We start from the raw sequence: 22,415 nt of genomic DNA, 5'->3' as shown, positions 1-22,415 counted from the left end.
TCGTAGGTCGGATAAGCGCAGCGTCATCCGACACTTTTATCTGCAACAACAGGCGAAAATGGTGGATGGCGCTAGCGCTTATCCCCCCTACAACACCTGTTTAATGACCGTTGTCAGCCATCTAAAACGCCCATCAGGGTGTTTATTGCTCTACTCCTCATCTGGCTGCTCAAGCAGAGTTTCAAGCAGTTGCGGGCGTCCTATCAAATAGCCCTGAACGTAATCGATTCCGAGGCTTTGCACGGCGGCTTTGACCTGTTCGCTTTCAACATACTCAGCCACCAGCTGCATCTTTTTCATGCGTGCCAGCTGACAGATAGAATCCACAATCTGATAATCCAGGCTACTGGTCATCATATTGCGAATAAAACTGCCGTCGATTTTGAGGATGTCCGCATTAATATCTTTCAGACGTGCATAACTGGCGTAACCGGTACCAAAATCATCAATCGCTATCCGGCACCCCATATTTTGTAATGCGTTCAACGTCGCATTGACCTGTTCAATATTAGTTAACGAGTTGCTTTCAGTAATTTCAAAAATAAGCTGCCAGGGTTCAATGCTGTAGCATTTCAACAAGTTTTTCACTTCACTGGCGAACTGCAATCGTCCCACCGATGCCGGAGTTAAGTTGATGGAAAAACGGCTGCCGGGGAGTTGTTCCCGATGGTTATTCATAAATTTCAATGTGGCTTCTAATACCCATCTATCGATTTTAGAAGATAAGCCAAACTCATGTGCCACCGGCAAAAACGCGTCAGGCATAAACAGATTATCCCCTTCGTTATCGCCCTTCATACGCAGCAATATTTCATGATAATTATCGCCGCGGATCCCTTCGATACGCTGCACCATCAACACGAAACTTCCGGAATCAATCGCTATCTGCAGGCGGTTCATCATTGCGACTTTATTTCTCACCGCGTTCTGCACATGGTTTGACCCCTGTTGCTGCAGGCTTTCTGGTTTTAGGGTCGTTAGCGACAAGTCAGCCATGGTGCTGAGTTCGCCCAGCAGGTAGTAAATGTGGGTGACGGGTTGGCGAATATGGCAATAACTGATGCCCACTTGTGGCTGCATCGCCATGCCATCCCACATAAAGCGAAATTTTTTCACATGCTGATCAAGAGACTCAATGCGCTCATGATACGAATCATAATTTACGCGCACTGCCAATTCATGGCCTGACAGGTGATAAACATTTTCGTTATTGCTCAAGAAAGGTTGCAGATAATCATTGAGCTGCTGCTTATATTGGATACGTAGTTGTACGCCGTAGTTACGCCCTAAAAGCTCTAGCTCTGGCACACGCAAAAAAGCTAACGCCGACCACGGATGAGTGGATAATTCGCGGTTAAGTGCCCGTAAATTTGGCATCTGTACGACGGGGTCAATAAACGCAACACGGCGTGCTTTTCTATGCAGAAAGCGCTGGCGAGTGGTAACAACCGCCATCAGATAAATAGTCACCGAGAAGACGGCGTAACACGATGAAGCTATAGCCAGATGGAGCTGAAAGCCCATGTAGGGCGGCAAGTAGTTATGAAAACCGCTGCACAGGATAGTTAAAATAACGGTCCAGATGGTGGTGATAAACAGGAAACCAAAACGCATCGCCCCCCACAGCATGACCGGCAGAATGAGCGTTAGCGTGTAATCGGTGGTGAAAATGGTGCTGTAATCATTATTTGGCAATAACAGCAGGCTAATCAGAAGAACGACAAATGCGGCCCAAAGTGCCATCTCCGTTTTCGTCACCCCCGACTGCATCTGCGCTTTCATTCGCGAAATAAACGAGAAAACAAAACGCGGATTGCGGCACATCCGGATGACGATATAAAAGAACGGTATACCGGTTAAACAACCAATCAGCACTGCCTGAAAATTGATTAATGTCCTGGCATGGAAAAGATTTTCTACACTGTTTTGGCCCGCAACCTGGTACCAGCCAAAGAAAATACCAAACTGGTAGATAGCCCAAAAAATCAATGAGTTGATCAGTATCAACCAAATCATGCGTGGTGCTGTAAGGGTGATGACACCAAACATAACTGAATTGCGTCGGGGCACAAAAATACGATAGCCACCCCAGCTTATCATTATGGGAATTAAGAAATGTATGACCGCAATTAATGGGGCAAACTCACCACTAAATGGAATAAAGCAGATCGATAGCGCAAGCATAATTCCCGGCAGGGCTGTCCATCCGAAAATCAACATAAATGCGGTCATCAAACCAAGCGGCATGTAGACCAGGAACACCAGCCCGCCATCCATGATGGTATGGGCGTTACACCACATCGCGATGGGCAGCAGAATACTCGGCAGCACCAAAGGAAGCGCCCACCATTTGTTTTTAGATTTCTGATACCAGCTTGCCAGATACATTGATTGTCGCCAAAAACCCTGTCATCCAGCCTGGGTAAACTCCGAACAGGAATCCTGCCTGGTCGATAAGCCATATTGCTATGGAACGGAGTGCAGATTTTAGTTAGGGATTATCTGATGAAGGTGATCTATATCAACTTCTTGCCGGAGTTTTCATTTCTTGAGTAAAGAATTCAAAACAATCACTGTATATATATTAATCAGCCAATATTAAGATATGCTCATATAACAAGGGTGAATGATTCCGTAAATGACTCTGAGATGTCCGGCATTTGACCTTCAAGTAACGCTGTGTCTAAATACCACCGTCGCCCGCGGTTGACGGGTAAACATCAAGGTTCATTTGCGTGACACAGGTTACGAGTATGCGAAGACGACATAAGTTTAACAATCGTATGACCCGCATTATTCTGCTCATCAGTTTTCTCTTCCTTTTTGGCCGTTTTGTCTACTCTGCTATCGGTGCCTGGTACCATCATCAGGACAAAGTAGAAACACAGCAAAACAGCTTGTCTGTGGATAACACTAGCCGGTAACGCCTCACCTCAAAACATTGATATTCTAACCGCCAGACAGGTGGTCGATTCTGCTCGCCTGAACATTGTGAAATGACTGCGGATGGCGACCTATACTCTAACGACCCGCCATGAAGCGCGAAGAATAAATTTGTGACCAGGAGAGATTAAATGATACATGTCTTTGGCCATCTGAATCCCGACAGCGATACGGTCTGCACTGCATACATGGCTGCGCGTTGGCTGACGATTAAAGGGCAAAATGCTCAGGCATTTCGCCTCGGTGAATTAAACCCAGAAACAGCCTATATTTTTCGCCATGCCGGCCTGACGCCTCCGCCGCTGCTTGATGATTCCCTGGCGGGCAAAGATGTCTGGCTGGTTGATTTCACCGAACCCGCTCAGGGACCTGCGTCACTGAGTGAAAGCAATGTTGTCGGGATTATCGACCATCACCGTCTTGGCGGCCTAATCACTCAACTCCCCCCTGAAGTCTGGATAAAACCTGTCGGTAGCAGTGCGACCTTGTTATGGCAGCTGATGACCCCAGCTATTCGCCGTGAGATTTCCCCTGGCGAAGCCATTTTGCTGTTAGGAGCCGCGTTGAGTGATACCGTAGCACTTCGCTCACCGACCACCACTGACGACGATCGCCAGGCCATTGATGAGCTCTGCTCTCTGGCAAAAGTAGATCGGGAAGATTTCATTCGTGATTTACTGACCGCGAAGACAGATATTGTCGGTTTGAGCGCAGAAGAGTTGCTGAATAAAGACAGTAAAATGTTTGATATTTCGGGGAATAAAGTGCTAGCTGCACAACTCGAATTATATTCGCTGGACCAGGTAGAACCGCTTATGGATGAACTTAAATTAGCGATGGAACAGCGGGTCACCACATCCGGGGCTGACCTGGTGGTTTTGATGCTGACCGATATCAGCGCTGAGTGCTCAAGGCTCTATTTTGCTGGCCCTGCACTTGCCGATAATGCCCCCTGCACCATCGCCGGAATGTTAAGTCGCAAAAAACAGCTCCTTCCCTGGCTGCATGCGCGGCTTGGTTAAATTACATCATAAAAAAAGCCCATTAAAAAATGGGCTTCGACTGATGACAAACCTTTTCGTAGGTCGGATAAGCGCAGCGTCATCCGACAAAACTGGCGAAAATGGTGGATGACGCAAACGCTTATCCACCCTACAAAACCCGTTCATCACCCTTTGTCAGCAATCGACTGCCAGATAGTGACAGTTATGCCTAAAGACGGGTTATTCCCACTCGATAGTCGCTGGCGGTTTGCCAGAAATATCGTAAACCACGCGGGAAATGCCGTTAACTTCGTTGATAATGCGGTTGGATACACGGCCAAGGAAATCATATGGCAGGTGCGCCCAATGCGCGGTCATAAAGTCGATGGTTTCCACTGCGCGCAGTGAGACAACCCAATCGTATTTACGGCCATCGCCCATCACGCCAACGGAGCGAACTGGCAGGAACACGGTGAATGCCTGGCTTACTTTGTTGTAGAGATCTGCTTTATGCAGTTCTTCAATAAAGATGGCATCAGCACGACGCAGCAGGTCGCAGTATTCTTTCTTCACTTCGCCCAATACGCGCACACCAAGACCTGGCCCCGGGAACGGGTGACGGTAAAGCATGTCGTACGGCAGGCCGAGTTCCAGACCAATTTTACGTACTTCGTCTTTGAACAGCTCACGCAGCGGCTCAACCAGACCCATCTTCATCTCTTTCGGCAAGCCGCCCACGTTGTGGTGAGATTTGATGACGTGTGCTTTACCGGTCGCAGAGGCAGCAGATTCGATAACGTCCGGGTAAATGGTGCCCTGAGCCAGCCACTTCACATCTTCCAGTTTCAGTGCTTCTTCATCGAACACTTCAACGAACACACGGCCGATGATTTTACGTTTCGCTTCTGGTTCGTTCTCGCCCGCCAACGCAGACAGGAAGCGTTCTTCACCTTTAACGTGAACAATGTTCAGGCCGAAGTGGTCGCCAAACATGTCCATCACTTGTTCAGCTTCGTTCAAACGCAGCAAGCCGTTATCCACGAATACGCAAGTCAGACGGTCGCCAATCGCGCGGTGCAGCAGCATAGCGGTAACGGAAGAATCCACGCCACCAGACAAGCCCAGAATAACTTTGTCGTTACCCACTTGTTCACGCAGACGAACAATCGCGTCTTCGATGATTTTTGCCGGAGTCCACAGCGCTTCGCAGCCACAGATATCCAGAACAAAACGCTCCAGCAGACGCTGACCCTGACGGGTGTGGGTCACTTCCGGGTGGAACTGTACGCCATAAAAACGTTTTTCTTCGTTTGCCATAATCGCAAACGGGCAAGTCTCGGTGCTGGCAACGGTAACGAAGTCAGACGGGATCGCAGTGACTTTATCGCCGTGGCTCATCCAAACATCCAGCAACGGTTTACCATCGGCGCTCAGGGAATCTTCGATACCGCGAACCAATGCGCTATCAGTTTTCACTTCAACTTGTGCGTAACCGAACTCACGTTCACTGGAACCTTCAACATGGCCGCCGAGCTGCATCGCCATGGTCTGCATGCCGTAGCACACACCAAATACTGGCACACCTGCAGTAAAGACATATTCAGGCGCTCGTGGACTGTTCTGCTCGGTAGTACTTTCCGGTCCACCAGAAAGAATGATACCGCTTGGATTGAAATCACGAATCTGTGCTTCCGTGACATCCCATGCCCACAGCTCACAGTAAACGCCAAGCTCGCGCACACGACGCGCAACGAGTTGAGTATACTGAGAACCGAAATCAAGGATAAGTATGCGATGTTTATGGATATTTTCCGTCATTGACGCTTATTCCAAGGCAAGTGAAACAGATAAAGAAAATCGCCCGGCATAAAGCCGGGCGAGGAGAATCAGGAGCCCATACGGTAGTTCGGGGACTCTTTAGTAATCGTCACATCGTGGACGTGACTTTCCTGAATACCCGCACCGCTGATGCGTACAAATTCCGCTTTGGTACGCAGGTCGTCGATGGTACCACAGCCGGTCAGACCCATACAGGAACGCAGGCCACCCATCTGCTGGTGAACGATCTCTTTCAAACGGCCTTTGTAAGCCACGCGACCTTCGATACCTTCCGGTACCAGTTTGTCCGCTGCGTTGTCAGTCTGGAAGTAACGGTCAGAAGAACCTTTAGACATCGCCCCCAGAGAACCCATACCACGGTAGGATTTGAAAGAACGGCCCTGGTAGAGTTCGATTTCGCCTGGAGATTCTTCAGTTCCTGCCAGCATGCCGCCAACCATCACAGCAGATGCGCCCGCCGCGATAGCTTTAGCGATATCACCAGAGAAGCGGATACCGCCGTCAGCAATAACAGGAATGCCTGTGCCTTCCAGTGCTTCAACAGCATCAGCAACCGCAGTAATTTGCGGAACACCCACGCCAGTGACGATACGAGTGGTACAGATGGAGCCTGGGCCGATACCGACTTTAACCGCACTCACACCAGCGTCAGCCAGCGCACGCGCGCCATTGGCTGTAGCAACGTTGCCGCCAATGATTTGCAGGTCAGGATATTTAGCGCGAGTTTCACGAATACGTTGCAGAACGCCTTCGGAATGACCATGAGAGGAGTCAATCAGTAAAACGTCGACACCAGCGGCCACCAGAGCGTCGATACGCTCTTCGTTGCCCGCACCTGCGCCTACGGCCGCCCCAACACGCAGACGGCCCTGGTCGTCTTTACAGGCGTTAGGTTTACGTTCCGCTTTTTGGAAGTCTTTTACGGTGATCATACCGTGCAGATGGAAATTACCGTCAACGACCAACGCCTTCTCAACACGCTTTTCGTGCATTTTAGACAGCACGACATCACGAGCTTCGCCTTCTTTCACGGTAACCAGACGCTCTTTCGGGGTCATGTACACGCTAACAGGCTGGTTTAAGTCGGTGACAAAGCGAACATCGCGACCGGTAATAATACCGACCAGTTCATTGGCTTCAGTGACCACAGGGTAACCCGCAAAACCATTACGTGCGGTGAGTTCTTTAACTTCGTGCAGAGTGGTAGTCGGCAGCACGGTCTGTGGGTCAGTTACAACGCCACTTTCGTGTTTTTTCACGCGTTTGACTTCTTCAGCCTGGCGCTCAATAGACATGTTTTTGTGAATAAAACCAAGTCCACCTTCCTGAGCCAATGCGATGGCCAGACGGGCTTCCGTTACGGTATCCATTGCTGCTGAGAGCATAGGGATATTCAAACGAATAGTTTTGGTCAATTGGGTGCTGAGATCGGCCGTGTTAGGCAGAACTGTAGAGTGAGCTGGAACGAGGAGAACGTCATCAAACGTCAGTGCTTCTTTAGCGATTCGTAGCATGGCAATATCTCAACCTGGGGTGAATGAGAACAGATAAAATATTGCCGCGGCATTATACAGAGCGGAATCGATTGCATCCACACTTTTTTAAGAAAACTCCTTGCCAAGACGAATACGAAAGGTACTATCGACCGAATAACTTGCTGATTTAGAATTTGATCCAGGTCACATGCCAACGAAAAATACCCCTGCAATTTTTACTGTCAGCCGCCTGAATCAGACGGTGCGTATGCTGCTGGAACAAGAGATGGGGCAAGTCTGGATCAGCGGTGAAATTTCCAACTTTACCCAACCGGCTTCCGGTCACTGGTACTTCACACTCAAAGACGATACCGCTCAAATTCGTGGGGCGATGTTCCGCAACAGCAATCGTCGCGTCACCTTCCGTCCGCAACACGGGCAGCAGGTTTTGGTGCGCGCCACGCTCACACTGTATGAACCGCGTGGTGACTACCAAATCATCGTAGAAAGTATGCAACCTGCCGGTGAAGGGCTGTTGCAGCAGCAGTATGAAGAATTAAAACAGCGCCTCACCGTTGAAGGTTTATTCGACCAAATTCATAAGCAGCCATTGCCAACCCCTGCGCATCAGGTTGGGGTCATTACCTCAAAAACCGGTGCCGCACTGCATGACATCCTGCATATCCTGAAACGTCGTGACCCTTCGTTGCCAGTGATCATTTACCCCACTGCGGTTCAGGGCGCCGATGCGCCACTGCAAATCGTGCGTGCTATCGAATTGGCCAACCTCCGCAAAGAGTGCGACGTGTTGATTGTTGGGCGCGGCGGTGGTTCGCTGGAGGATTTGTGGAGTTTTAACGACGAGCGCGTGGCTCGCGCCATATTTGCCAGTCAAATTCCCGTAGTTAGCGCCGTAGGCCATGAAACTGACGTCACGATCGCCGATTTTGTCTCCGATGTTCGTGCTCCGACCCCTTCTGCAGCGGCAGAAATTGTTAGCCGTAATCAGGTGGAGCTGTTACGCCAGATTCAGTCGCAACAGCAACGCATGGAAATGGCGATGGATTACTACCTCGCCCAGCGCTCGCAGCGTTTCACCCGCTTACATCATCGTTTGCAACAACAACATCCACAGCTGCGTTTAGCTCGCCAGCAAACTACGCTCGAGCGCTTGCAACAGCGCCTGAATGGAGCAATGGATGCCAAACTGCGCCGCACCACTCAGCAGCAGCAACGCCTGATGCAACGTTTGAATCAACAACAACCGCAGCCAAGAATTCACCGTGCGCAGACTCGCTTGCAACAGCTTGAATATCGCTTATCGCAGGTTGTGACTGCCCGCCTGAGCAATACGCGCCAGCGCTTTGGCACCGCTATTGCGCAGCTTGAAGCAGTCAGCCCGCTGGCAACCCTTGCGCGTGGTTATAGCGTGACTACGGCGACAGACGGCAAAGTGCTGAAAAAGACCAAACAAGTGCATTCCGGAGATACGCTAACGACGCGTCTGGAGGATGGTTGGGTAGAAAGCCAGGTCACCGGCATTACACCGGTGAAACCTGCTCGCAAGCGTAAAACGGTTGCGAAAAGTTAGAACTTAGTTCGCAACAGGCACGAAATCGACGCGTTTCTTCGAAATCAATCCGTGGCCGTTTTGGCAGAAATAGTCGACTGCGCCACACGCTTTTAAAACTTCCAGCGGCTTATGGCAATCCGGGCAGTGGGCTTCCAGGCGAAAATCCTGCTGGCAGGTTTCGCAGCGCGCGCCCGAGTCTGTTTGCTGTAATGGGGTTTCACACACCGGACATTTCACTTCCATAATTACTCCTTTCAGTTCTACAACTCTATTCATCTTTTGTTGCAACCAGATGGAAACCTAAGCACAAACCGATGGAATCGGAACACAACTGCATTTTTATTATTCGCCGGGAAGGTTTATTCCAAATATCGTCATTCGCATGCTGAGAATTATCGTTCCTCAACGCTTTCTCAAAATGATTCTCGCAACAGCCAGGGACTATCGACCAGCACTTTCTCCCGGTGGCTGTCGCCGTTGATGATGTGCAATGTACTTAAGCGCCCAATCTCATAATGCGGTAGCTGGACAGTGGATAGCGGGGGGAAAAACAAATTCCCGATCCCTACGAGGTTATCGTACCCAAGAACAGCAATGTCCTGTGGGATTCGGATCCCTTGCGTCAACAGCGTCTGATATACCATAAATGCAATACGGTCATTGCCACAGATCACTGAATCAAATTGTGCCCGCCCCTGAACAATATACGACAGCAAAATATCTGGAATATCGCGGTAATGCTCGTCGCCATATTGCATATAGCAGTGCTCAAGCGTATCGGGATCAATATTGGCTTCACGGCAAGCGCGATCAAGCCCCCGACAGCGGCGAAGCGTCGCCAGATGGTTGGCAGGTAAATGCAAGCAGAGAGGGCGACGGTACCCCGCCGCTAATAGCGCCTGCACTGCGGTATACTGCCCTTGTTCATCGTTAGGAATATAGCTGGCAACCGGTTCTCCCTTGTTCTCGCAGTTAGCGAGTACAAGGGGGTGCTTCAGCAACCTGGGGGAGATGCTCACTTCGCGCAACCCCATGGTGGTGAAAATGATCCCCCCAGGTCGGTGCGCGAGTAGCAGATCGACAATATCGTCAGGATTGTCATCAGCAAACATGTTAACCACGAAGCTATTCCAGCCATACGCCCGTGCGGTTTCTTCGATAGACAGCGTAATTTCGACTGAAAAAGGGGTAGTGACGGTATCCAGAGCCAGCACACCAATCGTTTTATTCCTGGAGCCAACACGACGTACCTGGCGGGCAGACAGATCCGGCACATAGTTGAGCTGTAAGATAGCCTCCTGCACCCGTGAAAGGGTTTCAGGCTTCACGCGTTTCGGGTCATTCAGCACCCGCGACACGGTCATTAGAGATACATTGGCCAGTCTGGCCACATCTTTTAAAGACGCCATAACCTTCCATTAAAAAAACTAACGATCCAATCCTGGTTTTGCACTCAATCCAGCAATTTAAGGGTTGTGATCAAACGCGAATTCCCTATTTTAAGCATCGAACCCCAGGGCTATGCAAACCACGATAAAAAATTTGATCTTGATCGCAACATATTAATGTTAACGTTAACTTTTGTGATTAACATCGGTTAACAAGCCAAAATTAAGTGTAGATCAAAAATGTTAACGTTACCATTTATGCATACCCTCCTTATGAGATTACATAAATGAAAAAACGGCCTTCACGCAGCTACCTGCTGCTCAGCGCTCTGCTGTTCTTTTTCTTTGTGACCTGGTCCTCGTCAAGTTCACTTCTCTCCATTTGGCTTAACCAAGAAGTGGGGCTAAAAGCATCGGAAACCGGCATTATCTTTTCAGTATTATCCGTTTCCGCGCTCTTCGCTCAGGTTTGTTATGGCTTTATCCAGGATCGACTTGGCCTGCGTAAACATCTGTTATGGTTCATCACCGCCCTGCTGATCCTCTCCGGCCCCGCTTATCTGCTGTTTAGCTATTTGCTGAGCATCAACATTCTGTTGGGGAGCGCGTTCGGTGGTTTATTTATCGGGCTGACATTTAATGGTGGTATCGGCGTTCTGGAGTCTTATACCGAGCGCGTTGCGCGTCAGAGTACCTTTGAGTTTGGACGGGCTCGCATGTGGGGGTCTCTGGGCTGGGCTGTCGCCACGTTTTTTGCCGGGCTACTGTTTAATATCAACCCTGACCTTAACTTCCTGGTGGCCTCTTGCTCAGGGATAATCTTCTTCTGCCTGCTGCTCCGCTTAAAAGTCGTGGCTCCGGCAAGCATGGAGAAACTCGAAATAGGCGCTAAAAAAGTCTCCCTGACAGATGCCCTGCGCTTGCTCACCTTGCCGCACTTCTGGGCACTTATCTTCTTTGTGGTCGGAACCTGCATTTACGGCGTATACGACCAGCAATTCCCGGTCTATTTCTCTTCACAGTTCCCGACATTAAGAGAAGGGAACGCGATGTTTGGCTATTTAAACTCCTTCCAGGTCTTTCTGGAGGCAGCAGGCATGTTTTGTGCACCGTGGCTGGTTAACCGCATTGGCGCTAAAAATGGTCTGATATTCGCAGGGATGGTAATGGCGCTGCGCATGATTGCTTCCGGTCTGGTGGAAGGACCTCTGCTGATTTCAATTACCAAACTGCTTCACGCTGTTGAACTGCCGATACTGTTAGTCGCCATTTTTAAATACAACAGTCTGAATTTCGATAAACGCCTGTCCTCTACGATTTATCTGGTGGGATTCGCCTGCACCAGCTCGATTATTGGCTCCGTGTTATCCCCGCTGGCGGGCTTTAGCTATGAGAAATTTGGCTTCGCTCAGTCCTATCTGATCATGGGCATTACGGTGTTCTGCACCACGTTTATTTCCATTTTCCTTTTGCGCTCAAATAAACCCTCATCTGAGCCATCCTTTCTGCAGCAAAACGCTGTTTAATGTACTGAGAGTAAAGACGATGACATCCTTATTAGAACAGGCTGAACAGACGCTTGAAAAAGCACAATCCGCTATCAATCCACGCTGGTATCCGCGGTATCACCTTGCCGCTCGCGCAGGCTGGATGAATGATCCTAACGGCCTGGTGTGGTTTGATGGTTGGTATCACGCGTTTTATCAACATCACCCCTATTCCCCTAAATGGGGTCCGATGCACTGGGGGCACGCCCGCAGCAAAGATCTGGTGCACTGGGAACATCTACCGGTTGCGCTGGCCCCGGAAGGCCCGGCGGATAAAGACGGTTGCTTCTCCGGCTCCTCCGTGGTGGACGGCGATACGCTGACGCTGATTTATACCGGACATAAATTTCACGGTTCGGCAGACACCGACGACAATCTCTACCAGGTGCAGTGTCTGGCAAGCAGCCGTGACGGCATCCATTTTGAACGGCATGGCATGGTGATTGATACACCGCCAGGACTGCATCATTTTCGCGATCCGAAGGTGTGGCGCGAAGGTGAGTTCTGGTACATGGTTGTCGGTTCCCGCGTGGAGAATACTGGCCAGGTGCGCCTGTACCACTCCACCGATCTCCTTGAGTGGCACGACGAAGGTATTTTCGCCGAGGCTGACGACGGCATGGGTTTTATGTGGGAATGCCCGGATTTCTTTACCCTTGAAGATAAGCGCGTCCTGATGTTCTCCCCACAAGGGATGGCGGCGGAAGGTTATCATCATCGCAACCTCTTCCAGAGTGGCTATTTGCTCGGGGAATGGCAGCCAGGACAACCGTTCACCCATAACGGAGAATTTATTGAGCTGGACCATGGACACGACTTTTATGCTCCGCAAAGTTTCCTGACCCCGGATAACCGCCGCATTGTCATCGGTTGGCTGGCTATGTGGGAATCGCCGATGCCCGAACAGCAGGATGGGTGGGCCGGTATGCTCTCTCTCCCGCGCGAATTAAGCCTTGGTGACAATCATCGTGTGAAGATGAAACCCGCTGACGAAGTCACCGCGCTGCGCGGCAGCTATTATTCTGTACCCGTCCGCTGCCTGAATAATCAGAATGTTTTTGTCGCGGCAGATGCCGAAGCGGTCGAGGTGCAACTGGCATGGGATCTGAGCGCGTCTACGGCTGAACAGTTTGGCATTGCATTGGGCGATGGGCTGAGAATTTACGTCGATAATCAGGCCCAGCGTCTGGTGGTGGAACGCCGCTATCCGGAATATTCACTTGAAGGTACGCGCAGTATTCCGCTGCCAGTAGACTGCGTGCTGTCACTGCGAATTTTTATTGATCGTTCATCAGTGGAAGTTTTTGTTAACGATGGCGACGCTTGCTTAAGCAGTCGAATTTATCCGCAGCCGGGCAAGCGCGATATTTCACTGTTTGCGAATCATGGTCTTGCCTCATTACAAGATGCTGGATACTGGTCTTTGGATAAATAAATCCACTCAGTGTGGACATGTTTCTTACATTATGAGCTTTTTATTTCTGCCAGTCTCTGGCTGGCATATTATTGTCTGGGATAATGAGATAGCGAAATGGATGAAATATTAACGACTCAACATCGTATTAGAGAGATAAATAAAAAAATATTAGTTTCAAGAAAAAAGACGCTGTCATTGATTCTGTCATTGGCAGCATTTCCTGCCATTGCTGAAGAAACCACAGAACAGCCAGTAAATTATACAGGATACTATCAAAGCTATTTTCAAGATGAACCTGACACCAAAGAAACGAGTTCATCACCGGAAAAAATAGGAAATGAGCAATCGTCCCTTAGCACTTTATCATCTCCTGTTGCTGCGGGTAAAATAGCTGAGCCCATGACATCATCAATGCCAGTAACATTATCAGCGCCAACTGAGAATAAAACAGTTGAAGTGAAAAAGAATAATAAAGTGGATGACCAGGAAGATGTCAGTCTATTGCGTTTAAGACAGGAAGACCCGCCGGTTCATTGGGATAGTATCGGTCGTAACATGGAAGTCGGCGGCCTGCACGGAAACATCGGGACTCAGATAGAAATTGATGATGTTCGCTGGAGTGATAATAAGAAAAATAGCGGGAAATTCAAACTCGCCACCATTCAGGCATTTTTAAGGCACGATGAGTTACCAAACTGGTATTTTGGTTTCTGGAATGCGAGGGAAGATAGTTATAAAGGCCAGTTTAGCAATCAGGACTACAATGGGACCAATACCATCAATGAGATTTTTGTTGGTCATATTGTTGAAACCTGGCGAGGTAATATCGGTACGGAAGTCATGATCGGTTCCGAAACGGCAACTAAACGCTGGAAGAATAGGTTCAAAGTCTGGCAGGACCTTCGACTGAGCAACAAATGGAGCCTTGCCGGATATGCTTATGGTGAATATCAGCCGCAGGGTAATGAGCCAGGAAATGGCGATCTTGACCAGTATATTTTTGAAATTGAGCCTGCCATTCAATACCGCGTGAGCCCGGATCTTGGTTTGTATCTTCGACCCTATTATTACTATAACCGTCAGGAGCGTGAAAGCTGGGGCGACATTATTGAAGAAGAATGGAAAGTCACGGCTGGACTCTGGCGAAATTGGTACCCTCTATTAACCTCGCTGTATTTTGGATTCGGTCAGGACAAAATAGATAATGCCAGCAATGCCAAAGAAGTTTTTTATGATGGTCGATATAAATTTATTGGCGGCACCATCAGCTATCCGGTTGTTGGTGAAGTGAGATTATATGGTGAATTCAAAGCGCAATTTACCAAAGAAACCGGACTCTGGACATCTACCGGTCACTCATGGAATCCATTTACCGTGGTTGGCGTGAATTATAACTTCTGACATTCAGGTATAGCATGAAAAAATCAACGTTGGTGGCATTCGTCGCTCTGCTGGCGCTTTCTGTTGGAAATACGACAGCCTGGTCGCAGCCATCTAAAGAAACATTACATAATAAAAGCATTAGTCATATTAATAACTTTTTCCCACGGGTGGAGGGTTCATTTATTGGTGACCCGATGCCTGTTTATAACGATGGCAAATTTGATATTTTTTATCTTAATGATGTACGCGGTGGTAGCGATGTAGGAGTACACGCAATTCATCTGCTGTCGAGTGCCAACTTATATGATTATCAGAACCATTCGGAAGTGATTCCCTACGTTAACGACGTTGACGATCCTGAACTGCTATTGGGAACCGGCTCGATTATTAAAGTCGGCAATATCTGGCATGCCTGGTACACCGCACATAATGAAAATGTGTTCCCGGTGGAGTCCATTATGCACGCGACCAGTGAAGACCGTCTTCACTGGGTGAAACACCCTCAGGACACGATTCTACCAGGCGGTAACTATCGGGGTAATGACTTCCGCGATCCCCATATTGTCTGGATTGAAGAAAAGAAAGAATACTGGATGTTAATTACTACCCGCAGCAACGGTCGTGGTGTTATTGCCCGGTACAGCTCAACCGATTTAAAGAACTGGGAAGACCGTGGGGTATTTTTTAATAACGATACTATTACCAGCAACGCAAACCTCGAATGCCCGACGCTTGTGTTCTTCAACGGACGTTGGTATCTCAGCTTTAGCGACCAATGGCCGCTACGCCTGACACAATATCGGGTCGCGGAGAATCCGGACGGGCCGTGGCGGAAAATGGACAATTATGTGGTCGATGGGTCGGGTTTATACGCAGGCAAACTGGCGCTCAAAAACGACCGCTTGTTTGTTTTCGGTTGGATCCCGACCAAAGCGGGAAACCGCGACAGCGGCAACATTGACTGGGCAGGAAATCTGGTTGTTCATGAGCTGACCGCAGATGACAAAGGCCAGCTCAATAGCATCCTCCCCCATGAGCTACAGACGGTCATCAATGACAACCCAGGTCCAGTTACCACCTTAACGAGCAGTAAAACGCTAAAAACGGCAACGCAGTTCGGCTTGTTACAGTCCTCTGTGTACCCACCCCTGCCCAAACGAGGTGAGTTAAGCGCAACGGTAGATGTTCCCTCTGCGGGAATGGTCATGAGCTTTGGTCTGACTGACGACAGGGTCAGTGATGCGACGCTCAACGTTGTGTTCAATAAGAGCAAAGGGAAAGTCTACTTTTTTAATGCTCCGCTCGCGTCGATTCATCAGGCCAACGCTGAATCCTGGGTGAATGTTCCGCTCGATGACAAAGTTGAGTTACGTGTTCTGATTCAAAACTCAATTGCTGTTTTTTACATAAACAATAAAGCGGCATTCAGCACCCGGATGTATTCCATGCAGGAGAAACCATGGAGTATCAGCCTGCCTCAAAACGATAATTTTCACGCAATGCTGAAAATAAAAGAAATGATTTAACGGGATATTATTATGAAAAACCATCATGCCCTGTCTGTTATTTTTGTTCTTCTTTTTCCAGCGCTGGCGAATGCGAGTATGAGCATCATGAAGGATTCATCGGGAAAGGTTATTGCCGTGGATCCGTGGTCATATCTGGATGAGGATGTCATGTGGACCTCAACTCGCTCCTCCAATCCTGCCGGTGGTCGCGTTCACGGCCAGCTTAAAATGAAATATGCCATTGAGGATAATAACTGGCGTAACAGCCATTTCCACAGCGGGAATGATTCACTGACTTTTGTACAAGGGGTTATGCGTCATGATGCATTACCCGGTTGGTATCTGGCGTTCTCTGATGGCAGAACCACCAACTATAACGGCACGTGGGAGAACCAGACTTACATCAGCCAGAATCAGTGGACTCAGTTGATTATCGGCCACGAATATTTCTACAAGCGCCTGCGTTATGGCTGGGATGTTATGGGCGGGAGTGCGTCAATCGACGATCGTTGGCAAGGACGCGCCAAGTTCTTTACCGATTTGCGTGTTACGGACAATTTCTCCTTCTTTAACTACCTGTATCAGCAAATTGACCATCGCCGCAGCGGTGGTTCACAAAATGACCGTGACGTACGTTCATTTCAGATTGAACCTGGGGTGCAATATATTATTAACAACACCACCGGGGTCTGGTTCCGCCAGCAATTTGCTTCTGCCATTTTAGACAGAGCGCAGTGGGGCGATATCGACGAAAAAAGCTGGACCGCTTCATTTGGCGTCTGGCGCAACTGGGGGAAATTATCCACAACACTGAGCGGCGGTTATGGACATTATAAGGAAAACAATGCACAGCCTGAAGATGGCGAAGTATTCCAAAATACCCGTAATCGCTTCCTGAAGGTGTCGGTGAATTATCCTTTGACCTCTCGTTTCACAGCATCTGGGGAAGTTACCGGTTCGTTGATAAACCAGAGCGGAAGCTGGGTCACCAATGGCGATGCCCTCACCACCGATTATAAGTTGATGCTGGATTATAACTTTTAACAAATACGTTTGAATAAAAATAGTTAATTATCATTGAGGAAATGTCATGAATATCTGGACTCTTGGCGATGCGGTGGTCGATCTTTTACCGCTTTCAGACATGCAGTATCAAGCCTGCGCAGGAGGAGCCCCATTCAATGTTGCGGTCGGTACTGCACGTTTACACAGCCAGAGTGGTTTTATTGGCCGCGTTGGTGATGACGACTTTGGTCATTTTCTAAAAAAAACGCTGTCTGACTCAGGCGTCTCAACAGCAAGCCTTCAGTTGGATAGCCAGCACAAAACCAGTACAGTGCTGGTCTCTCTGAATAGTGGCGGAGAGCGCGAGTTTACGTTTTTAACCACCCCCTCCGCCGATCAATTTTTAACGTCCGATGCCCTTCCAGAATTTAGCAACGATATTCTGCACTTCTGCTCTCTGGCAATGGTCACCGACGTTTGCCGTAATACATTGGTTGCCGCCATCAGCAATGTTAAACAACGCGGGGGATTGCTGAGTTTCGATGTGAACTTACGGGAGCAAATGTGGCTCGATAAGCATGAAATGATCGAGACGGTGCGCCATTTTTCCTCACAGGCCGACATTCTTAAACTCTCGGAAGAAGAATGGTACTGGATGACAGGTACCCACAATTTTACCCTGGCGCTTGAAGGTCTTAAGGCGCTACCTGCACAACTGAAAGTAATGACCTACGGGTCGCAAGGCGCCATGGTGTTATGGCGCGACAGCGTCATCCATTTCAATGGTTATACCGTCGATAGTGTCGATACAACCGGGGCTGGCGACGCTTTCGTCGCCGGTTTGTTGGCCTGGATTGCACATAATGGGATGCCGGAGAGCTTTGAACAGATCCATCAGGCCATTGCTCAGGCTGGTGCCTGTGGTGCCCTCGCGACAACCCGCAAAGGTGCATTGTCTGCCCTGCCGGATACCAAAGCGCTCAATGCCTTTATCAGCCAATTTTCTCTACCGGACTATGAGATAAAAAACCAAACGGGTTCTCGCCTTCCTTGAACTGGATACGGATTGGTGTACCCATAACATCCAGCGATTTGCGGAAGTAGTTCATCAAGTAACGCTTGTAGGAGTCCGGCAGGTCTTTAACCTGGTTGCGCGTTTAAAGTTGCATGGCTCCTGGAATAAGCCTTCTTGCGCCGGTTAACCGGGGTGAAGATGAAAGTGATAATCCAGCCTTACATGAGCGTGTTAAATTCCCTGGGGTAACGCATACTGAAGCCAGTACGCAAATTTCGACCTAAGGGTTCATCATGAAAAATGTAGTTCTCATTGCGTTAGTTTTATTTCCGCTCGCTTCGCAAGCGGCGACTGAAAAGACGACACCTCCGCAGGCGTTCAATTTTAGCTGTGGGAAAACTGGCGGAACTTACAGTGACGGTAAAGGTGGCGTGTGGGTGAATGGTCAAAAAGCGACGATTAAACAGAGCAGCCCGACCTATTGGGAAGCGACCAGTGGAAAAACAGTGATCAGCATTGTGCGTTCAGCAGACGGTAATCCTGAGATTTCTTTTAGCGGCCCCAATCGTACTCACGGCGTCTGTTTACCCGAAGATGAAGTAAGCTTCGCGCCGACTGCACAGAAAAAAAATGAGCAGAAATCTGGGCCTTCATTTTCATGTTCAGCAGTAAGTAAAGGCAGTATGGAAGAGTTGATTTGCCAAAACGAAACGCTTTCCGCGCTGGATCTCAAACTGGCGAATATCTACAAGCAAGCTCTGGTAAAATCAAATAATAATTCCACGCTTAAAGCTGAGCAGCGTGGATGGATTAAGGGGCGTGATGAATGCTGGAAAGCAGATGACAAAACCTCTTGCCTGAATGACTCATATCAGCAACGCATCAGCGAATTACAGAAAAAGTACCAGGTACAATAAGCAAAATCGTTACCAATAGCCTTGACTAGTCCTGCTATAGGTTGACACTTTTCGGCCTTACAACGCCCGATGAACTTCATCGGGCGTTTTGTATTTTAGCGACAGATGTGGCCGCCGCGTGTTGTAGATTTCCACCGACTCCCTGACCATCTTTCTTGCCTGTCCGATATCTTCTGGCTTCCCGAGCAGATATTCCATTTTTAATATCCCGTTTACCCGTTCCGCCAGCGCATTCTGATAACAGTCATACCCGTCTGTCATCGAGCAGATGACCCCATGGCGTTGGTGTAGTGCCTGATATTCTGTTGAACAGTACTGCACACCCCGATCTGAGTGATGCACCAGTGGATGTGCTGTACGCCTGCTGACCAGCGCCATTCTGAACGCCTTAGCCACATGATGGGTATGCCGACTTTCATGCACATGATATCCCACGATTTTTCTCGACCAGACGTCTGTTATCAGACTGAGGTACGCCGTTCCCTTACGCAGGGGAAGGTACGTGATATCCGCGACCCACACCTGCTCCGGGCGGCTGGCAACAACCTGATTTTCTCCCGCCTTCAATAAGTTAGGATGACGATAAAAGCGATGATGGCTTTGAGTCGTTTTGTGATACGCCCGTTTCGGTATTACCAGTAATCGTGCGCCACGCAGTATCTGGAACAAACGATCCCGACCGACATGGAGTGCCGGCTCTGGTTGCTGTCGCAATAAATAATGCAGTTTACGTGTCCCCAGCCGGGGCTGGTGTAGCCGGATGGTCGTCACCTGTTCAACGATATGCTGCGCCTGTCTTTCTCTTCCGCGCTCACGTTGCAGGGATTGATACCACGCCTGTCGGCTGATCCCCATGAACCGGCAAGCACGCATTACTGTGAGTCCCGGCGTTTGTGCTTGCGTGATAAGGTGGCCAACTGCTTTTTTGTCAGTGTGGCTCCGAACTCGGTATTCATTACCTTCACGACAGCTTCAAAAAACTGGGCTTTTATTTCTGATTCAGCCAGTTGCTGCTCGAGTTCTTTGATCCGTTGTTCGGGAGTAAGAGGTATTTTGGGCATAGTAGCTCCGCACTTTCTTGCGAGAGAGGAGGAGTGCCAGTCGAGTTGACCGTATCTGCGCAACCACGTCATGACGGTGTGGCTACCCTGAATACCGTAGCGGTCTTGCGCCTGACGGTAAGTCATTTCCCCTTTTTCGACCTGTTCGACAACGGCCAGTTTAAAGGATAGAGGGTAATCGCGTTGTGTGCGTTTAACATATTGGTTCATCACATTTTCCTCTGCCTGCGAGTTAAATGTGTCAACGCTATTTAGGACGGGTCACCTGAATGTATAAAAGCCCGCGATGCGGGCTTTTTGTTTTGCTAACGGCTGGTAACCGCGCAGTTTTATTTGCTTTTCTTGATGTGAATAGCAAATACACAGGAAACAATGTTGATTTTAAATCATATTTATTTTTTACATTAAAATTAGGTACACCCATGTGTACATCGAAAACAGCAGTGCTCGCCTGTTCTACATTTTTTCACTCTATCAATTTCTCGCGCCATCCTTAATGTATGATAGATCTATCCCACAATAAGGAATCAGCCAGCCATGAGAATGACCAGCCGCAAAAAAGAGATACTCACGTACTTTGAGCCAGAGAATCGTAAATGGGTGACTGGTGAGATTGGTGTTCCCCCGTTCGATGTATCCGGCGTGGCTTACCTTCTGTATGGCATGGAGTCATTCGACAAACGCCACCAGCTCGAATCCACCAGGCGTACACTTGAGGCGATGGTTAATGATGGCCTGCTGGAAAAGATAACCAGCTACGAACAACGGCAGGACACTACACAATCGGGTACTGGTAAAGGTGTATGGTGTAACTGTTCTCGTTACGGTCTGCCAGGTCAATGTGCTGTTGTGCGTGATAGCGTTGGGCCTGATAACGCGATTGATGGTGAGTGCGCTAGGGTTGGTTAACCCGACTCAAAATTGAGTTGCCACTCAGATAAGGCACTTCGGTGGTAAGCATTTTCCCGAGCAAACCAAAGCGATGCTGCTTTTTTGATTGTCCAGGCACCCCCCCCTTTAATGTTATATATACCTGTCACACTTTCTCGACAGAAGTGCCACATGGCGGGAAAGACCATGTGGCACTTAATCAGGAAAAGTGCCACATGGTGGCCTATAGCATGTGGCACTTATTTATTAAAAGTGCCACATGGAAACAGTGCTTTTCGGTGCGAATCTTAGGGCGAACTTAGGGTTTGCGAACCATACCGTTCTGCTGGAAACCTGCGCGGAAACCTCACGAATGGAAACCATGCGTTTCGGTGGATACCACCAGCATGGATACCAAACCATCATTGGGCCGTTACAGCTTTTTCCTATTGGTATACATATCACCGCACTCCTTCGCAGCCTGTTCAATAAGCTTTGCTGCCAGTGGGTAGTTCTTCATGCTCTCAGCCTGATCAGCCATCCGGTCCAGTGAACGCAATCGGATTGCTTTGTTAGCGATCGGAATGCCTGATAATTCTTTCTGAAGCTGCTCACGGGTGAAGTGGAAAAGCTCAACCCACTTCTGCGCCAGCTTCTTACCATTCGCCTTTGTTGGGTCGTGCGATTCGACCTGTTGACGCGTGATAACTAAACCGAATTCTTCTTGGACGGACTTTACTACCTGGGATGGTGTATCGAGGCAGGCCAGCGCCTGTACTATGTAGGCTTTAACCGCTGTTGTTAGTGCTGCCATTGATCACCGCCTTGTCATACTCAGTCATAAATTTATGCCAATTTTACCACGCTCCATTTTGATAAGTACGCGTTCAGATAATGCGTTTTCGCTGCGTACCTGTTTGCGTACTTCTGCTTTGCGTACCGCTCTAAAGTTTACATCCGGGACCCAGCATATTGAATTTCATCACTGTCTTACGTTGCCTTACACTGGTAAAATATCCACCTGTTTATTTATCAGGTAACCATCATGAGCAAGTCACTGTCTGTTACTTTCCGCGTTCCTGCTGAACTGTCCGGGGTGTTCAACTCTGCTGTGAATGAGTCAAGCACCGATAAAACGGCATGGCTGATTGACGCTGTGCGCCAGAAACTGAACCTGCCAGACAGCACCCCTGATAATCGTCTGCTGGCGCTGGTGGAGCGAATGGAAGCGGCAGCGGCAGCGCTGGCTGGAGGCAAGCAAGGGATACCACCTCAGCCCTACAATGAAGCGGCGGTGCTCCAGATTGTTGCGGATACCATCAGGGAAGGCCTGGATAACGGGCGCATTATCGCTGAACGGCTTAATGACGCCGGGTATCAGACGAAAGCAGGTAAAGCGTGGGATAAGGATATTTACAGCGGCTGGAAACGACAGGGTATCAATGCCGACAAGCTGAAAACGATACTGGCTGGCTAATCTCTTAGATAAAC

The 22,415-nt window shown here is 49.0% G+C and carries 17 protein-coding genes and 3 pseudogenes; 12 read left to right on the top strand and 8 right to left on the bottom strand.

The genetic code is table 11. The features are described 5' to 3' along the window. Positions 1-150 precede the first annotated feature (150 nt). Entirely contained in the window at positions 151-2,388 is a 2,238-nt protein-coding gene (locus MNO13_RS05995) for a bifunctional diguanylate cyclase/phosphodiesterase (protein WP_241939648.1), read from the bottom strand. A 365-nt stretch (positions 2,389-2,753) separates the two neighbouring features. Here MNO13_RS05995 and MNO13_RS05990 point away from each other — a divergent pair, with 365 nt between their 5' ends. Both MNO13_RS05990 and MNO13_RS05985 read left to right on the top strand, forming a co-directional pair. Beyond that, positions 2,754-2,924: a YfgG family protein gene (locus tag MNO13_RS05990; protein ID WP_083963314.1), complete on the top strand. Its 171-nt coding sequence runs from the start codon at positions 2,754-2,756 to the stop codon at positions 2,922-2,924. A 150-nt stretch (positions 2,925-3,074) separates the two neighbouring features. Beyond that, positions 3,075-3,965, top strand: a complete 891-nt coding sequence (locus tag MNO13_RS05985; RefSeq protein ID WP_121815110.1) for a manganese-dependent inorganic pyrophosphatase — start codon at positions 3,075-3,077, stop codon at positions 3,963-3,965. 201 nt (positions 3,966-4,166) lie between these two features. Here MNO13_RS05985 and guaA read toward each other — a convergent pair whose 3' ends face one another. Together guaA and guaB are read right to left on the bottom strand one after the other, a co-directional pair. Continuing rightward, positions 4,167-5,744 (bottom strand): glutamine-hydrolyzing GMP synthase, encoded by a 1,578-nt coding sequence (gene guaA, locus MNO13_RS05980; protein ID WP_064544477.1) that lies wholly within the window; start codon positions 5,742-5,744, stop codon positions 4,167-4,169. 68 nt (positions 5,745-5,812) lie between these two features. Beyond that, positions 5,813-7,279 (bottom strand): IMP dehydrogenase, encoded by a 1,467-nt coding sequence (gene guaB, locus MNO13_RS05975; RefSeq protein WP_064544475.1) that lies wholly within the window; start codon positions 7,277-7,279, stop codon positions 5,813-5,815. A 169-nt stretch (positions 7,280-7,448) separates the two neighbouring features. Between guaB and xseA the strand changes: the two genes are divergently transcribed. Next, the gene (gene xseA, locus MNO13_RS05970) at positions 7,449-8,831 is read left to right on the top strand and encodes an exodeoxyribonuclease VII large subunit (RefSeq protein WP_241939647.1); all 1,383 of its coding nucleotides are present in this window, start codon (positions 7,449-7,451) and stop codon (positions 8,829-8,831) included. A gap of 3 nt (positions 8,832-8,834) precedes the next feature. On the opposite strand, the gene MNO13_RS05965 is transcribed toward xseA, so the two are convergent. Both MNO13_RS05965 and MNO13_RS05960 read right to left on the bottom strand, forming a co-directional pair. Next, positions 8,835-9,056, bottom strand: coding sequence for a zinc ribbon domain-containing protein (locus tag MNO13_RS05965; protein WP_121815108.1), 222 nt, complete (start codon positions 9,054-9,056; stop codon positions 8,835-8,837). A gap of 170 nt (positions 9,057-9,226) precedes the next feature. Continuing rightward, positions 9,227-10,222 (bottom strand): LacI family DNA-binding transcriptional regulator, encoded by a 996-nt coding sequence (locus MNO13_RS05960; protein ID WP_241939646.1) that lies wholly within the window; start codon positions 10,220-10,222, stop codon positions 9,227-9,229. A gap of 266 nt (positions 10,223-10,488) precedes the next feature. On the opposite strand from MNO13_RS05960, the gene MNO13_RS05955 reads away from it, so the two are divergent. The 6 genes from MNO13_RS05955 to MNO13_RS05930 all read left to right on the top strand — a co-directional run bounded on the left by MNO13_RS05955 (position 10,489) and on the right by MNO13_RS05930 (position 18,115). Continuing rightward, the gene (locus MNO13_RS05955; RefSeq protein ID WP_241939645.1) at positions 10,489-11,727 is read left to right on the top strand and encodes an MFS transporter; all 1,239 of its coding nucleotides are present in this window, start codon (positions 10,489-10,491) and stop codon (positions 11,725-11,727) included. A 19-nt stretch (positions 11,728-11,746) separates the two neighbouring features. Next, a complete protein-coding gene (locus tag MNO13_RS05950; protein ID WP_241939644.1) occupies positions 11,747-13,183 on the top strand; it encodes a glycoside hydrolase family 32 protein in 1,437 nt (478 codons plus the stop codon). Positions 13,184-13,279: 96 nt separating this feature from the next. Then, positions 13,280-14,566, top strand: a complete 1,287-nt coding sequence (locus MNO13_RS05945) for an OmpG porin family protein (protein WP_241939643.1) — start codon at positions 13,280-13,282, stop codon at positions 14,564-14,566. 14 nt (positions 14,567-14,580) lie between these two features. Further along, the gene (locus MNO13_RS05940) at positions 14,581-16,074 is read left to right on the top strand and encodes a glycoside hydrolase family 32 protein (RefSeq protein WP_241939642.1); all 1,494 of its coding nucleotides are present in this window, start codon (positions 14,581-14,583) and stop codon (positions 16,072-16,074) included. A 12-nt stretch (positions 16,075-16,086) separates the two neighbouring features. Beyond that, positions 16,087-17,100, top strand: coding sequence for an OmpG porin family protein (locus tag MNO13_RS05935; protein WP_241939641.1), 1,014 nt, complete (start codon positions 16,087-16,089; stop codon positions 17,098-17,100). 46 nt (positions 17,101-17,146) lie between these two features. After that, positions 17,147-18,115 carry an aminoimidazole riboside kinase gene (locus tag MNO13_RS05930; RefSeq protein ID WP_241939640.1) on the top strand — a complete coding sequence of 323 codons (969 nt, stop codon included), beginning with the start codon at positions 17,147-17,149 and terminating at the stop codon, positions 18,113-18,115. On the opposite strand, the pseudogene MNO13_RS05925 reads toward MNO13_RS05930, so the two are convergent. Continuing rightward, a pseudogene (locus tag MNO13_RS05925) lies at positions 18,093-18,212 on the bottom strand (hypothetical protein); the annotation flags it as partial. The gene MNO13_RS05930 and the pseudogene MNO13_RS05925 sit on opposite strands and share 23 nt — an antisense overlap. A 157-nt stretch (positions 18,213-18,369) precedes the next feature. Between MNO13_RS05925 and MNO13_RS05920 the strand changes: the two are divergent. After that, positions 18,370-18,993 carry a lysozyme inhibitor LprI family protein gene (locus tag MNO13_RS05920; RefSeq protein WP_241939639.1) on the top strand — a complete coding sequence of 208 codons (624 nt, stop codon included), beginning with the start codon at positions 18,370-18,372 and terminating at the stop codon, positions 18,991-18,993. Between the two features lie 34 nt (positions 18,994-19,027). Here MNO13_RS05920 and MNO13_RS05915 read toward each other — a convergent pair. Beyond that, positions 19,028-20,264 (bottom strand): annotated as a pseudogene (locus MNO13_RS05915) (IS3 family transposase). Positions 20,265-20,591: 327 nt separating this feature from the next. Between MNO13_RS05915 and MNO13_RS05910 the strand changes: the two are divergent. Then, positions 20,592-20,963 (top strand): hypothetical protein, encoded by a 372-nt coding sequence (locus MNO13_RS05910; RefSeq protein WP_232886285.1) that lies wholly within the window; start codon positions 20,592-20,594, stop codon positions 20,961-20,963. 397 nt (positions 20,964-21,360) lie between these two features. Here the strand turns inward: MNO13_RS05910 and MNO13_RS05905 are convergent. Continuing rightward, positions 21,361-21,738 (bottom strand): annotated as a pseudogene (locus MNO13_RS05905) (DUF2280 domain-containing protein); the annotation flags it as partial. Positions 21,739-21,969: 231 nt separating this feature from the next. Here MNO13_RS05905 and MNO13_RS05900 point away from each other — a divergent pair. Then, positions 21,970-22,401 carry a recombinase family protein gene (locus MNO13_RS05900; RefSeq protein ID WP_241939638.1) on the top strand — a complete coding sequence of 144 codons (432 nt, stop codon included), beginning with the start codon at positions 21,970-21,972 and terminating at the stop codon, positions 22,399-22,401. Positions 22,402-22,415 lie beyond the last annotated feature (14 nt).

This window comes from Buttiauxella ferragutiae, from assembly GCF_022637515.1.
GTDB classification, from domain to species: Bacteria; Pseudomonadota; Gammaproteobacteria; order Enterobacterales; family Enterobacteriaceae; genus Buttiauxella; species Buttiauxella ferragutiae.
The sequence above is the reverse complement of the archived record's forward strand: the minus strand, read 5'-3'. Positions and strand labels throughout refer to the sequence as shown.

Excerpts from the sequence above, each read along its gene's own strand:
- MNO13_RS05995 (WP_241939648.1), bottom strand. The coding sequence starts at position 2,388 with ATGTATCTGGCAAGCTGGTATCAGAAATCTAAAAACAAATGGTGGGCG.
- MNO13_RS05990 (WP_083963314.1), top strand. The coding sequence starts at position 2,754 with ATGCGAAGACGACATAAGTTTAACAATCGTATGACCCGCATTATTCTG.
- MNO13_RS05985 (WP_121815110.1), top strand. The coding sequence starts at position 3,075 with ATGATACATGTCTTTGGCCATCTGAATCCCGACAGCGATACGGTCTGC.
- guaA (WP_064544477.1), bottom strand. The coding sequence starts at position 5,744 with ATGACGGAAAATATCCATAAACATCGCATACTTATCCTTGATTTCGGT.
- guaB (WP_064544475.1), bottom strand. The coding sequence starts at position 7,279 with ATGCTACGAATCGCTAAAGAAGCACTGACGTTTGATGACGTTCTCCTC.
- xseA (WP_241939647.1), top strand. The coding sequence starts at position 7,449 with ATGCCAACGAAAAATACCCCTGCAATTTTTACTGTCAGCCGCCTGAAT.
- MNO13_RS05965 (WP_121815108.1), bottom strand. The coding sequence starts at position 9,056 with ATGGAAGTGAAATGTCCGGTGTGTGAAACCCCATTACAGCAAACAGAC.
- MNO13_RS05960 (WP_241939646.1), bottom strand. The coding sequence starts at position 10,222 with ATGGCGTCTTTAAAAGATGTGGCCAGACTGGCCAATGTATCTCTAATG.
- MNO13_RS05955 (WP_241939645.1), top strand. The coding sequence starts at position 10,489 with ATGAAAAAACGGCCTTCACGCAGCTACCTGCTGCTCAGCGCTCTGCTG.
- MNO13_RS05950 (WP_241939644.1), top strand. The coding sequence starts at position 11,747 with ATGACATCCTTATTAGAACAGGCTGAACAGACGCTTGAAAAAGCACAA.
- MNO13_RS05945 (WP_241939643.1), top strand. The coding sequence starts at position 13,280 with ATGGATGAAATATTAACGACTCAACATCGTATTAGAGAGATAAATAAA.
- MNO13_RS05940 (WP_241939642.1), top strand. The coding sequence starts at position 14,581 with ATGAAAAAATCAACGTTGGTGGCATTCGTCGCTCTGCTGGCGCTTTCT.
- MNO13_RS05935 (WP_241939641.1), top strand. The coding sequence starts at position 16,087 with ATGAAAAACCATCATGCCCTGTCTGTTATTTTTGTTCTTCTTTTTCCA.
- MNO13_RS05930 (WP_241939640.1), top strand. The coding sequence starts at position 17,147 with ATGAATATCTGGACTCTTGGCGATGCGGTGGTCGATCTTTTACCGCTT.
- MNO13_RS05920 (WP_241939639.1), top strand. The coding sequence starts at position 18,370 with ATGAAAAATGTAGTTCTCATTGCGTTAGTTTTATTTCCGCTCGCTTCG.
- MNO13_RS05910 (WP_232886285.1), top strand. The coding sequence starts at position 20,592 with ATGAGAATGACCAGCCGCAAAAAAGAGATACTCACGTACTTTGAGCCA.
- MNO13_RS05900 (WP_241939638.1), top strand. The coding sequence starts at position 21,970 with ATGAGCAAGTCACTGTCTGTTACTTTCCGCGTTCCTGCTGAACTGTCC.